At 38.4% G+C, this 13,897-nt stretch carries 15 protein-coding genes; 6 read left to right on the top strand and 9 right to left on the bottom strand.

What is annotated here, in order from left to right:
- Positions 1-66 precede the first annotated feature (66 nt).
- The 9 genes from AFK25_RS01615 to AFK25_RS01575 all read right to left on the bottom strand — a co-directional run bounded on the left by AFK25_RS01615 (position 67) and on the right by AFK25_RS01575 (position 8,348).
- A complete protein-coding gene (locus AFK25_RS01615; RefSeq protein ID WP_035063916.1) occupies positions 67-867 on the bottom strand; it encodes an ABC transporter permease in 801 nt (266 codons plus the stop codon).
- Entirely contained in the window at positions 864-1,835 is a 972-nt protein-coding gene (locus AFK25_RS01610) for an ATP-binding cassette domain-containing protein (RefSeq protein ID WP_035063913.1), read from the bottom strand. The genes AFK25_RS01615 and AFK25_RS01610 overlap by 4 nt, the downstream gene beginning before the upstream one ends.
- A gap of 105 nt (positions 1,836-1,940) precedes the next feature.
- Entirely contained in the window at positions 1,941-2,597 is a 657-nt protein-coding gene (locus tag AFK25_RS01605; RefSeq protein ID WP_035063911.1) for a class I SAM-dependent methyltransferase, read from the bottom strand.
- A 16-nt stretch (positions 2,598-2,613) separates the two neighbouring features.
- Positions 2,614-3,186, bottom strand: a complete 573-nt coding sequence (locus AFK25_RS01600) for a GlsB/YeaQ/YmgE family stress response membrane protein (protein ID WP_009360795.1) — start codon at positions 3,184-3,186, stop codon at positions 2,614-2,616.
- Positions 3,179-3,499 carry a PadR family transcriptional regulator gene (locus tag AFK25_RS01595; RefSeq protein ID WP_006322987.1) on the bottom strand — a complete coding sequence of 107 codons (321 nt, stop codon included), beginning with the start codon at positions 3,497-3,499 and terminating at the stop codon, positions 3,179-3,181. The genes AFK25_RS01600 and AFK25_RS01595 overlap by 8 nt, the downstream gene beginning before the upstream one ends.
- Before the next feature lie 185 nt (positions 3,500-3,684).
- Positions 3,685-4,536 carry a transcriptional regulator gene (locus tag AFK25_RS01590; RefSeq protein WP_240483360.1) on the bottom strand — a complete coding sequence of 284 codons (852 nt, stop codon included), beginning with the start codon at positions 4,534-4,536 and terminating at the stop codon, positions 3,685-3,687.
- A gap of 28 nt (positions 4,537-4,564) precedes the next feature.
- On the bottom strand, positions 4,565-5,779 hold the full coding sequence (locus AFK25_RS01585) for an MDR family MFS transporter (RefSeq protein ID WP_035063908.1): 1,215 nt from the start codon (positions 5,777-5,779) through the stop codon (positions 4,565-4,567).
- A gap of 522 nt (positions 5,780-6,301) precedes the next feature.
- Positions 6,302-7,687: a sensor histidine kinase gene (locus tag AFK25_RS01580; protein ID WP_019417644.1), complete on the bottom strand. Its 1,386-nt coding sequence runs from the start codon at positions 7,685-7,687 to the stop codon at positions 6,302-6,304.
- Positions 7,671-8,348: a response regulator transcription factor gene (locus AFK25_RS01575; protein ID WP_019417645.1), complete on the bottom strand. Its 678-nt coding sequence runs from the start codon at positions 8,346-8,348 to the stop codon at positions 7,671-7,673. Before AFK25_RS01575 ends, AFK25_RS01580 begins: the two co-directional genes overlap by 17 nt.
- Positions 8,349-8,536: 188 nt before the next feature.
- Here AFK25_RS01575 and AFK25_RS01570 point away from each other — a divergent pair, with 188 nt between their 5' ends.
- From AFK25_RS01570 to AFK25_RS01555, 6 genes are all read left to right on the top strand, one after another.
- Positions 8,537-9,292 (top strand): ABC transporter ATP-binding protein, encoded by a 756-nt coding sequence (locus AFK25_RS01570; protein WP_019417646.1) that lies wholly within the window; start codon positions 8,537-8,539, stop codon positions 9,290-9,292.
- Positions 9,289-10,068, top strand: coding sequence for an ABC transporter permease (locus tag AFK25_RS01565; RefSeq protein WP_035063905.1), 780 nt, complete (start codon positions 9,289-9,291; stop codon positions 10,066-10,068). Before AFK25_RS01570 ends, AFK25_RS01565 begins: the two co-directional genes overlap by 4 nt.
- A 91-nt stretch (positions 10,069-10,159) precedes the next feature.
- Positions 10,160-10,630 carry a transposase family protein gene (locus tag AFK25_RS14670; RefSeq protein ID WP_081957624.1) on the top strand — a complete coding sequence of 157 codons (471 nt, stop codon included), beginning with the start codon at positions 10,160-10,162 and terminating at the stop codon, positions 10,628-10,630.
- A 34-nt stretch (positions 10,631-10,664) separates the two neighbouring features.
- Positions 10,665-10,832, top strand: coding sequence for a hypothetical protein (locus tag AFK25_RS15175; protein ID WP_338024066.1), 168 nt, complete (start codon positions 10,665-10,667; stop codon positions 10,830-10,832).
- A 78-nt stretch (positions 10,833-10,910) separates the two neighbouring features.
- Positions 10,911-11,720, top strand: a complete 810-nt coding sequence (locus tag AFK25_RS15170; RefSeq protein ID WP_128713003.1) for a transposase — start codon at positions 10,911-10,913, stop codon at positions 11,718-11,720.
- 86 nt (positions 11,721-11,806) lie between these two features.
- Positions 11,807-13,627 (top strand): ABC transporter permease, encoded by a 1,821-nt coding sequence (locus AFK25_RS01555; protein WP_338024058.1) that lies wholly within the window; start codon positions 11,807-11,809, stop codon positions 13,625-13,627.
- Positions 13,628-13,897: the final 270 nt, after the last annotated feature.

The raw sequence follows: 13,897 nt of genomic DNA, 5'->3' as shown, positions 1-13,897 counted from the left end.
TCATCTATCGCATGCGAATCTTGTATCGGAAAATATCGTGCACCGTTTCGGGCACGGGCACGATATTTATGCTCGGCGCATATAGACGCGTACCGTAATAGGTGCAAAGATGGCGACAATGACTGCAGCTCCAAGAAGCGAAATTGCAAAGTCCGAACCAATCGTTCCGTGATTCGTCAACTCGCGAACGGCTGTAATCATATGTGAAATCGGGTTAATGTTCGCAAACCATTGTAGCCAATCGGGCATCGTCTTTACCGGAACAAACGCATTCGAAAGAAACATGAGCGGAAACAACGCCAGCATAGAAATTCCCTGTACGCTCGCCGCATTGCGTGCTGTAACGCCAAAGAAAGCGAAAATCCAGCTAACAGCCCATGCGCATCCGATGGCAAAAACAGCAGCGAACGCAACGCTCGTAACCCCTCCTTCTGGGCGATAACCGATAAGAAACCCCATCGCGAAAGTGAGCACGGTGGCGATGGTGTAGCGAACCGTATCAGCTAATAAAGCTCCTGCCAACGGTGCAATGCGAGCAATTGGCAAAGACTTAAATCGATCGAAAACGCCTTTGTCCATATCATCGCGAAGTTGGACACCGGAGGCGACAGAAGCCCCAATTAACGTCTGCACAAGGATGCCTGGGATAATCATTGGCAAGTAGTTATGCACATTTCCAGCGATCGCTCCGCCAAAAATGTACGTAAACATCAATGTGAAAATGATTGGTTGGAAAGTAACGTCAAATAATTGCTCTGGCGTACGCCGCACCTTTAATAAACTTCGATATGCCATCGTCAATGTTTGTTGCACCGTTTGCCGAAAACTTGTATAGTTTTTTAATTCGCGGTTCACCGTATGATTCATGCACTTTCCTCTCCTTTTACTCCATGGCCTGTAATAGCTAAAAAAACTTCGTCTAACGTCGGTTTTTGTACGCTTAATTCTGCTAGTTGGATGCTTGCTTCGCGAAGTGCAATCAGTAAATCGGTTACTCGGTCAGCATCCGCCATCGGTGCCGTAATTTTTCCTGTATCTACCGAGACATTGGCGCGAACGTGAAGCACACGTTCTACTGTTTGACGTGCCATTTCTAAATGTTGTGGATTGTCAATTTTTAATTGCAGCGATGAATTGCCAATCGACGTTTTTAGCTCATCTGCCGTTCCTTCGGCCACGACTTTTCCACGATCGATAACAGCGATACGATCGGCGAGTTCATCTGCTTCCTGTAAATATTGGGTCGTCAATAATACGGTTGAACCCATGTTGACTAATCGGCGAATCGTTTCCCACATTTGATTGCGTGTGCGAGGATCCAATCCTGTCGTCGGCTCATCAAGGAAAATGAGCGGCGGTTGAGCAATTAAGCTCGCCGCAAGGTCAAGCCGGCGCCGCATGCCTCCGGAAAAGTGCTTAAGTGGACGTTTCGCCGCTTCCATCAACCCGAATTCTTCTAACAATTCCGTTGCCTTACGTTTTGCCTCTGTACGGCTCAACCCGAGCAAGCGAGAAAAAATGATTAAGTTTTCCAGCGCAGTGAGCGATTCATCGACCGAGGCGTATTGCCCAGTGACCCCAATCAATTGCCGAACAATTTGCGGCTCTTTTACGACGTCATAACCAAAAATGCGCGCTGAACCGCCATCTGGCCGCAACAACGTCGCAAGCATCTTAACGGTCGTCGTTTTCCCCGCCCCGTTTGGTCCGAGCACACCGTAAATCGTACCCGCCCGAACCCGTAAATCAACGCCATCCACTGCACGATTGTGACCAAATATTTTCACAAGTCCATTCGCCTCAATCGCCCAATCACTATTGAATCTCTGCATCATTCTTTCCTCCTTATCGCTTCGTACATGGCAATCGTAACACGCTTTTATGAACGGAATATGAACAACCAAAAAAAACCTGCCAAAAGCAGCAGGTTTGAAAAATTCCTATTTATAAAGATACACATATAGCCCAATGCCTTCTTTTCTTATGTCATAGTTTTTAAACGGTGTTTCTTTAATAAATGTTTCAAATTCTTCTTTTGTATAAGCTCCTTGTTTTAAAAAGGTCTTAAACGAAAATTTTACGAAATACTTGTCAAATCCTTTCATTTTGCTTACTTCATGCTCAATCTCTTCATCTGTCGCCTCACGGTTCATGTCTATAATAAGCGCTGTTCCTTCTTTTTTCAGTACTCGATGCATCTCACATAACGCTTTTACAGGCTCTTTAAAGTTTTTAAATGCCGCCGTACAAACAACAAAATCGAAACGATTGTCCTCAAAAGGCAAGTGAGTTGCATTTCCTTCTATAAAATTCACTGAAACATTTGCTTCTTTAGCGTTTTGTGTTGCGATTTCAACAAAATCTGGACTGATATCAATAGCTGTCACATGAAATCCTCTTTTGGCAAGTTCAATGGATAAATAGCCTGGGCCAGGGGCAACTTCTAATATATGAGCACCTTTCATCACATGTGAAGCCACTTCATTCGCATATTCTTTCATTTCAGTAAGTCTGCTTTTTCGCGAGTTGCGATCATACCATTTTGCCGCTAAACCATAAATGCCGAGATCTTTGTTTTTTCTAATGTTTCTCATCATCCTACATCTTCTCCCCTTACTTCTTTCGCTTCAACACGATTACCGCATGGCTCAACAGCCCCATTCCTACTCCGATCAAAACGCCGACAACCGCGCCGATGAGCGTACGAATCCATCCGCCAGATAAAAACATCTCCCAACCACCGCTGCCGATAAAGCCAACAAGCGCGCCAATGGAAAGCCCTAAAAAAACAAACGCCCCGTAAAACAACCCAATGGCTTCGTAATCAGCAGGGTCGAAGTTGTTATAGTACGCGAAAATCCGCTCCTGCAAATCGGCCGATTTTGTCGTTTCGCTCCGAAACTTTAATTCTTCTTTCGCCCGTTCAAACGCTTCTTGTTCCGACAGCCCTTGTTCCATCAAATCTTTCATATAATCGCTCATGTAAAGAATCATGTCATTTTGTGCTTCCATCGCTGTTTCCGAGCGACTTTTAAATTTAGCGAGCTTCGCCATCATTTTGCTTTTCGCTTCTCCTGTTTTCCGGCGAAGCTTTTCCATATACGTCATCTCCGCTTCTTCTAAATAATATGGCGCTTGCTCTTTCGCAAATTGTTTTATTTTTTCTTTCATCTCGTGACTAAACATTTTTCTCTCCTCCATTCGTTCGTAACAGATGAATGCGTTCGCTTAGAAAATCCCATTTTGCCCAAAAAGCTGCTAGTTCTTCAAATCCTCGTTCGTTTAACGTATAAAATTTTCTCGGCGGTCCCATGTCTGACGGTTTTTTCGTAATGTGTACGAGCTTGTTTTTTTCTAACCGTAACAACAACGCATAGACCGTTGCCTCTGCAATCCCTTGGAAACCTAAGGCGTGCAGCTTTTTCGTAATCTCATAGCCGTATATTTCGCCGCGGCTTATAATCTCAAGTACGATGCCTTCCAAAATCCCTTTCAACATTTCGCTTAGATTATCCAAAAAAACACCTCCTATGTACTCAACAACGTTGGTAATCAATAATATTGAGTACTACTATATAGTAACATAGAGTAGTTAGATAAACAACAAAAAAAGTAACAATTTACAAATATCATCTCAGCCTATTGAAAAATAATAAAAACAGTCCAAAGCCAATGGACTGCTTTTTACTTTATACGCTTTAATTTATTTTCCTCAATAACATACTGCCGCATGTCTATCACCGTTCCATCTTCTTTCATCTTTCGCAAAGTCACGACATCTCGGCCGTCATTTGTTTTACTTTGGGATGTTTCGTACACATACCGAATCCCTTGTTCGACTACTTCACGCGTTCCGAGCCAATCCGGACACTCGTTCAAAAATGGATCGCTACTAAGCATACGAAGAAAATGATTCATCGCTTGTACGGAGATGTTGAGCGGTTGTTTTTCCACATAAGATAGGCTCACTTTTGCATGCCGACCAATCTTTTTTAAATACTCCTGCGCCTGTCTTTCTTGTTGCTTAGCAAGTTCATCATAGTATTTCTCTGCATTTAATACCTTCGATTCATATTTTTTCGGAAACATTTTCTTCATTGACTCCACATACGCTTCTCCATCGAGCGGCTCTTCGTATGCAACAAGTTTATACTGCCCATGCTTATCGATTGAAAATGTCATCACAGTCGGAATGGCTCCGCTGCCCGACACAATGGCAAATATGCCATCTTGAAATTCAAATACCCCTATACTTGCGATTGTATATGCTTTCACTTTATTTCCTTTTTGTTCTGTATCAAGAATGATGTGTCCTTCCGCAACGTATTCTCCCTTCCCATACGTTTTCCCATGTTCTTTAATCGCTTCGCTTACCGCTGTTTCAACATGTGTCGCGTCTTTTCGTTCATATGAACTGGAACCATTTTCATCAAGAATAGGCCTAGCATCTTTTGTCTTAAAATTGTTCCCACCATAAAAAAACATCGCTACAATCATGGCTACAATAAGCAAACTAAAGATGGAAAACTTCCTCATCTCTCCACCCCCGTCGTGAAACAAACTGTTACAAGCTATACTCGATATGCCGTTTCGTCGCCTTCATTACCCCACTAACATATAAAAAAACTGGAAAGCCGATCAAAGTACATAAAGATAATAAGCTAAAAATAAGGAGATGGTTTTCATAACCAAAGTATTGAAGCATCATTCCCCCAATCCATGGACCGACGGCGTTGCCTATGGCCGTAAAACCGATAGAACCAAAATATAATCCTTTCATCTGTTGAGGTGCAATTTGGTCAATAAATATGTCGACCATTGAAAACATCATCACTTCTCCTACCGTTAAAATAAACATAGAAAGAAATAACATCGGCACAGCAGTAAACAAACCAAATCCGAAAAGTCCGAGTGACACTGCAACAATGCCGAACATAATCGACGTGAGCGCAGAATACCGCTTGCCGATTCTTGAAACAGGATACTGTATAATGAGTACAGTAATGGCATTAAAGACAATTAAATAAGAAAAGAGCTGTACACCATCCTGATATTGCGACAAATATTGCGGAATGGTTGAATTAAACTGCGAATACCCTGTGACACCGAGAATCATCCCGATTACAGCAAATAAAAACACACGATCGTTCCTTAATACGTTGACAGCATTGCGAAGTGTTACATGTTCGGATGTATCGCTATCGTTTTTGTCAATCGTATCGTTTGAAAAAAGAGCGACGAGCAAAATGAAGTAAAGAAAATAAACAAAAGCGGTAATAAAAAAAGCGTCTGTTGATGACGAACTGCCGATTTTCAACCCTACTAACGGACCAATCGCCGCCCCTACATTAATTGCTGCATATCGCAAGTTAAACACAAGCAATTTATTTTCTTGTTTTGTCACTTGCGACAACAACGCTCGCGACGAAGGTTCAAAAAACGAACGACATAAGCCGTTTAACGCATTTAATAGAAAAAACGACCAAATGCTCTCCGCTGTCGCAAAACCAATAAACACGAACGTCCACATCAAAAGAGAAATTTTCATCACTTTCTCTCGCCCGTATCGATCGGAAACATACCCGCCAAAAAAACCACCAAACAGTCCTACAATCGAACTAATCCCAATAATTGCCCCTGCCAACGAAGCGCTGACTCCTTTTACGCTCGTTAAATAAATGGCTAAAAACGGAATGGTCATAAACATCGCCATTCTTGCAAATAATGTTCCGATAATAATTGTTACGCTGATCGGATGTAGTTTTTTTATATTCTCCATAATTCCCCTTCTATCATGAAAATGAACTTTATGTAAAATTATATTATAATTCAAAATAAATTAAAAATATTTTAATAACATTGTAGTGAAGCGGAAAACATCATCATTACTATACAGAAGGGCGATCTCACAAATGAAAAAGGAAAGGGATGTCCTTTCCTTTTTTTGTTATCAATATTTCTCTAATAGAACGATTGACCTTTTACAAACCGCGTTCTAATTTCGCAACACACTCAACGTGCCTTGAGTGGTGATCGCAGACATCACGACTTGTAGCAGTGTTCACCTAAATTACTTTCGATAAGGAAATGACATTTGTGAACAAGTCAAATCGATCATTATTGAAGCATGGCTTCAAAATCGAACGACGATTTCCTTTAAGAAGTTAACCCGAATTTAACAGTTTGAAGCTCATTCACTTTTTCAACCATTAAATCTTAATATAAATATATAGAGCCTACGTTCATCTTCGAACATATTAGGGGGTATGGAGAAAGTTGTAAAGTAGGCAGAACACTTCATTTATTTAGAGTTTTCTTTTGGTAAGTAGGCTGTAAATACTGCTCCACCATGTGAAATGTGATTGCTAGCTCTCAAATCTCCGCCATGCGCTAAAAATATTTTTTTTGCTATAGTCAATCCTAGACCTGCACCGCCTGTTTTTCTGTTGCGTGAACCTTCTCCCCTATAAAGAGGGGTAAATAGATAAGGCAAATCCTTTGGACTAATTCCTTCACCTGTATCTATAACGGATATTTCAATATTTTTATCTGTTTCATTTAAGGAAATAGTAATTTTCCCTTCATTAGGTGTATGTCTAAGAGCATTGTTTAACAAATTATCAATGGCCCTTGTTAGTAAATGTTCATCTGCAAATATGACATGGTTAGTTACCGAGCTAATTGTTTCAACTTTAATCTTCTTTTTTTCTGCTTCTAATTTAAATTCTTTTATAATATCATTTAAAAATTTATAGATGTTTATTTTTTCAAGATTAGGTTCTTGTTCTAGATGTTCAAGTTTTGTAAATATAAATAAATCGGATATCAATGTATCCAATACATTTGCTTTCCTTTGACAAACTTCAATATATTTCTCTATTTTTTCAGGTGTATCGGCAATTCCCTTCTGAATTCCTTCCAAATACCCCCTTATTGAAAAAAGAGGAGTTCGCAGATCATGGATAATAGAAGAAATAAATAGTTTTCTTTCTTCTTCCATTTTGACCTGTTGTTTAATCGAATCATCTAGCTTTTGACTCATAATCCTAAATGCGGTTGATACACTTTCTATTTCTTGTATTGGGGATTTAGGTAAATCAATGTTTAGAATTCCCTTTGATACACTTCTGGTTGCTTCAGCCAACTTTTTCAGTGGATTAAGTAACGCCTTATTTATAAACCAAGTACAAAAAAATAGCATAATTAATGAGGAAGTTAACCAAATTACCAGCCCGCCATATTCATTGAACCATTCTTTAAATTTAGAATTATGTACGGTGATTACAGAAGATCGCGTTACATGAATATAGGCTATTCCTTGGATTTTAGAACCTTGGAAAACTAGATGCTCTTCAACGGGTCTTGTCTTTATATTAAGTTCATTCATATCGGAATAAGAGAAATTTGAGAAAAGTTCCTTGTTGGTCGAGTTAAATAACCGTACTTGTATCCCATATCGATCTAGTTTTGGAGTGATTTCTGTTTGCCATTTAGGATCTGACCATTTAGAAACATTATTTAAAATTTCATCTCTTATATTTAAGTAGTTATTGTTTATAGGAACTTTAGGATCTTCAACCAAAGATGTACTTATAATGAACGTTAAAAACACAGGAATAAAACTAACACAAAACAAAAGAATAAATAGCCATTTTTTTATTGGTAATTTCTTATCCCTTATCCTCAAACTTGTATCCCACTCCCCAAACAGTATGAATCCACTGAGGTTTTGAAGGATTTTCCTCAATTTTTTCTCTGACTCTTGCTATAAAAACTCTAATCGTATGCTCATCTATTAACTCATTTCCCCACACTTTTTGATATAATTGATCATGGCTAAATACCTGTCTAGGATGTTCTGCTAAAAACTGAAGCAGCTCAAACTCCTTTGGAGTTAGGTTTACTCTCCTTCCATTTACAAACACTTCTCTCGTATATATATTAATTTTTAAACTTCCATAATTGAGAGTATTATTATTTTCTCTCGAAAGAGAGCGGCGTAAAACAGCTTTTATTCGTGCAACGATTTCTCCCGGAGTAGCTGATTTTACAATATAATCGTCAGCTCCTATGTTTAATCCGCGAATTTTATCTGTATCATCTTGGACAGCTGTTAAAAAAAGAATAGGAACATCACTGATTTCCCTAATTTTTTTACACGTTGTAAATCCAGATTGATTTGGCATCATAATATCCAAAAGCACACAATGAACAGCTTGTTTTTCAAGAATAGATAAAGCTTCCAAACCATTCGAAGCTGTAAGTACGTTATAACCTTCTGCTTCTAGAAAATCTTTCATCAACTCAATAATTTCTTCTTCATCATCTACAAGTAAGACTGTTTCCACTCGATCTTTCCCCTCCTTCATAATAAATTTTTCCAATATTATACCAAAAAGAACTGAAAAAATTTAAAGTTATCAATAAATATTAATAAATTATTGATCCTTTGTTGATATGCCTTTGACTCTAAATTGATTTTTACTTCCTAAACTAATTATTGATACTGATTTTGAAGGGAGGAGAAGTTGGAATTATGTCTGCAATATTGGAAGCTAAATCTCTAAATAAGATATATGGTGAAGGGAATAACAAATTTTACGCACTAAGAGATGTGAATTTAAAGGTTAATAAAGGAGAATTTTTGGCTGTTATGGGTACTAGCGGTTCAGGCAAGTCAACCTTGCTCAATATGCTCTCCGGTTTAGATCGCCCAACCTCTGGAGAAGTTTTTCTGGATGGCATCTCTTTAACTTCAGCAAGCGAAGCTGAACTGACAAAATTAAGAGGAGAAAAGATAGGATTTATATTTCAATTCTTTAACCTTATCCCGGTACTAACTGCAGAAGAAAATGTCTCATTACCCCTATTTATATTGGGGAAATACGACGATCAGACAAAGAAAAGAGTATTTGATTTATTGAACTTGTTAGGAATTGGACATTTAGCATCTTCTCGACCTTCGGATATGTCCGGAGGACAGCAACAAAGAGTGGCTATTGCTAGAGCGTTAGTCACAGAACCAAAAATTATATTAGCCGATGAGCCAACAGGAAGCTTGGATTCAAGAACAAGCAAAGAGATTCTAGATATCATGCGTCATTTCTGTGATGAAATGAACCATACTATCGTGATGGTAACACATGATGCTAAAGTCGCTTCTTATGCCCATCGCATCGTATTTATGGAAGATGGAAAGTTGATTGATGAGCTTAATTTAAAAAACTCTAGCCAATCAGTGAGCCAAAGAGTGGTTGAAATTACTCGTAGAATTGAGGGAGAGTTAGTATGAATATCATGGAACTAGCTTGGAGATTTTTTGTATCTAAAAAAAGTAGAGCTTTTTTCTCCATATTAGGTGTCGCTTTAGGTGTGATGCTTCTGGTGATATCCCAAATTCTTATACTTACTGTGGAACGTTCTAATGAGTATACTTTAAGAAAAAAGTATGGTAATTACGATATGCTAGTGGGATATCAAACCGATAAGCACCATCTTACAGAAGACGATATAACGTTTATTAATCAAATTCCAGGTGTTAAGAATAGCACACCTCTGCTTTACCCCTATATCGGTGAAAAAATGAAAATTCCAGAAATAGCAGCGCTGCCTATGTATGTTGGCTTTAAAAATGATCCATTAGCAAAAGAACATCCTTTTTTAAATAATATAGACAAAGGAACATTCCCGAAAGGAAACGAGGTTATCTTGCCTATCCGATATTTGAAATCAAATCATTTAGAAATTGGGTCTGAAATTGAGTTGCCTTTCCCTCCTCGTAATAACAAACAAAAAGTCGTTATATCTGGAACATTAAAACAAAATGAAAAATTAGAGAACATTGCAATTTTTGATTACGATTGGTTAAGTAAGGTTACATCAAATAAAGGAAAAGCAACGGTTTTGATGTTAAAATTAGAAGACGGAGCATCAAAGGAAAAAATTAATCAAATTATCAAATCCAAATATCCTGATATTTTTATTGATAACAGAAAAGGGATGGAAAAAGAAAGGGAGAACATAGGGGGCTTAAAGCCATTTGTTCATACCATTTCGATTTCAGTGTAATCAACGGTGATAAAATGGTTCTTACGCTAATTTGGGGAGATGACTTTCTATTAACTACATGGGTATAATAAAAATAAAGGGGTTTGTAACGATGATTAACCTTTCTTGGTCTCCTCTTGATTCAACTATCGAGTTACTAGATGTGTCTGATGTCGATGACAGTTTACGTTTAACGGTAAAAAGCAACCGAAAGTCTTCTTCCTGTCCTGCCTGTCATCATGTTTCCTCCCGCCCGCATAGTCGGTATACACGTGTGATTCAAGATCTTCCTATCGCTGATCGGCCCGTTCAGCTCCTGCTTATTTCTCGAAAATGGTTTTGCGATGATCCTTCCTGTTCCCTTAAAGTGTTTACTGAGCGCTATGACTGGCTGGCGCCGCATGGCCGCCGTACTCTTCGGGCAGAACACATTTTGCGTCAAATTGCCTTTTCCACGAGTTGTGTAGCTGCGGAAAAGATTGCACAGGCGATTCGTCTGCCTATCAGCCATGATTCATTGTTAACGATGATTCATAAAACTCCTATTCCTGTAGAGGTGTCTCCCTTTCCTCGGAGTCGATGATTTTGCTTTTCGAAAAGGCCATACGTATGGAGCGATAATTTGTGATCTTTGCAGTCATCATCCAGTTGCTCTCTTGCCAAATCGGCTGCCGCAAACACTTACTGAATGGCTGAAAACCTATTCCCATGTACAAGTGATGAGCCGGGATGGATTTACAGGATTCCGTCAGGGGATTGCCAATGCCAATCCTTCCATCCTTTAAGTGTACGATCGATGGCATTTTATCGGGAATGCGAAAAAAAGACTGGATTTCCTTCTTTTATCCCTCGTTCCCTCTGTGATGACATGGAGTGAATCGAACACATCTGTTCGCGAAATCGAAATGACAAAGGCAGAAAAGAGGAAAAAGCAGCGCCAGGAACAAAAATGGGCACTCATTCAAGAAATCCAAACAGCTCATCAATCAGGGAAGAACATTTCTAATCTTGCGAAGGAATATGAGCTGGATCGGAAAACGGTGAAAAAATATCTCCAGTTGACAACTCCGCCACTGATTCATCGACGAAAAAGAAAAACACCGATGTCCCCTTTTTTGAATCGTGTCATCGAGTTAGAAGCGCAAGGTCATACCATTCCGTCTATTGATTCTCTTCTTCGCAAAGAAGGATATTCCGGCACGTTTTCGGCGGTACGAACCTCGGTAGAAAAGATTCGACGGAACCGAAAGAGGAATGATCCATCGATGCTGGAACATCGTATATCAAGGAAACAACTCGCTTATTGGATATGGACTCCGCGTCATCAACTTTCTGAGAAGGAGATCATGGATTTGGAACAATGTCTCGAAAGTTACTCCAATGTTCGACCCATCTATGAAATGGTTCAAGATTATCGTGAAGCGATTCGTCAAGCAGACTACCATCGTTTTTTACGTTGGCTGCGTCATCAGCTTTCGGATTCAAAACAGCCGTTTTATCCATATGCTCGGCGTTTGCGCAGCGATTTGCAGGCCGTAAAACATGCTTTTCTTCTCCCATACAGCAATGGTGTGCTGGAAGGGCAAATCAACCGGTTGAAAACTATTAAACGAATGATGTATGGCCGAGCTGGATTAGCTCTGTTAGAAAAACGTGTTCTCTATAGACTGTAATCATTATTTTAATAAAACAATAAAAATCCCCAACAGGATGATAGGTAATCATTCACCAAAAGAACGTAAGAACCAATTTTAAATCGTTGTTGACATCAGCATTGGCAGGAAGTTTTCTTATCGTCGTAAGTACGCTACAAATGGCCATACTGGAAAGAAAACGTGAACTAGCAACTTTAAGACTTATTGGTATAAAACGCTATCAATTGACACTTATGATTGTTTTTGAATCAATGGTCATTGGATTTATCGGCGCTACAGTTGGTGTTTTATTAGGAATTGTGCTTTCTTTCTTATCCCAACGTGTCGTAGAACAATTAATGGGGTTTTCTCTTGTAGGGATTGTAATCCCTTGGAAGTCATTATTCCTATGTGCAGTGAGCGGAATAGTTATTACCGTACTTGCAGGGATTATACCGGGATATCTTGCCAGTAAATTACCCCCTATAGTTGCTTACAAACAAAGTGAACCATCCTTAGATAAATATAGTTTTTTAGTACGATGGTTATCACCAATTTTGTTAATTGCTTCAATCGCAGTATCAATATTTAACTATTTATATACGAAGGGACCTGAATGGATTTATCTTTTAACTGGTTTATGTTTCCTACTCTCCATGTTTATGGGGATTCCAGTCATTCTTTATTTGACTGTTAAGTTCATCTCGTTTATATCCAAACCTTTCCTCGGATCAGAAGCATTATTGGCAGGACGAAATGCCTTACGCCAGATGAGAAAAAATATACAAATAGCAGGCATACTGATGCTAGCATTTGTCATTGGTCTTACTGGTTACTTACTTTTTTCTTCCATAGCGATTCAAGCTGAAAAAGATATAAAAACTAGGTATCCAATGGACTATAAATTACAAGCTACTGATTCATCGCTTGAACCAGGATTTTCCAAAAGTTTAGAAGAACAAATTAAACAAATAGAAGGTGTAAGTTCAATATCCATTCCTACAGCACTATTTGGATTAACACTTAATCTTGACCAAAACCATATTAAAAACTGGAATGGTCAACTATTCAATATAAATGGTAAGAAACAAGTTCATATTAGCCTTAGAGCAATAAATATCAATGAAGTAACAAAATTTCATTCCATAAAGGTGCTAGAAGGAACAATTGATCAAGGAGCTTTACGTAATGATGGAGTTATCATTACAAAAAATTTAAAAAAACTTGGGTTTCAGCTGGGTGATTATATTCAAATAGGCCGTTATAACGAAGTGATTAAAGGAGAAAATTCTGGGCATCGATTCAAAATTGTCGGAATTATTGACAAAATGCCTGTTTTACCTTCTGATGAATATACAGCTTATACCGACAGAGAAAATCTTAAAAAATATTTTAAAATTAACACGATTGAACAAATTCAATATAATATTTCTAATCCATCCTTAAGTAGTGTTATTCAAAAAAAGATTGACAAGTTGTTAAATAACCCAAATTTTTCAAATGTTATACTTTATGACCGTCAAAAGGAACTTTTAACGTTACACCGGCAGGTACAACAAAGGCTATTTATTTTACTTGCTGCTGTGATTTTAACTATTTTCCTCGGTGTTATAGGATTGATGAATAACATAGCTAGTAGCCTAAGAGAAAGAAGTAGAGAGTTTGCGGTGCTCAGAGCGCTAGGAAGCCGACCAAACCAGGTAGTGAGATTAGCCTTGTTAGAAGGAGTAATCATTTCATTAGCCGGAGGGCTAATTGGAATTATATCAGGTCTTGTGTTTGGTTACCATGTATTAGCAGGTCTGGAGGCAAAAGAATATCTATTCCCATGGCTAATAGTTTTAATCGAATTGATCATAAGTCCTTTGATAGGGCTTGTTGCAGCATTTATACCTTCCATATGGATTTCTCGAATGAACCTTATCAAAACTTTGCACCAAGAATAAAACCTCTGAAGAGGGGTTATTCTTATAACAGCTCCATCAACTTATTCTTTTAAACTTGAACAATTAATACACGCAGAAGCAAGAGATAAGTAAAGATATCATACACCAAAAATAGATCGCTTTCATGAAGAAAACGGAAACAAATAGACTTAGTAAAATGAAAAGCAAAATCCGATAATAAAAGATTGTAAAGAAAGTGTTTTAGAGAAATAATAGAAAATGTAATGCTAATTTTTGGAGTTGACATTGAGCCATCCTCCCCTTGTATAG

The organism is Anoxybacillus gonensis, from assembly GCF_001187595.1.
Classification (GTDB): domain Bacteria; phylum Bacillota; class Bacilli; order Bacillales; family Anoxybacillaceae; genus Anoxybacillus; species Anoxybacillus gonensis.
Note: the sequence above shows the minus strand (reverse complement) of the source record. Positions and strands in the feature narration are given on the sequence as shown.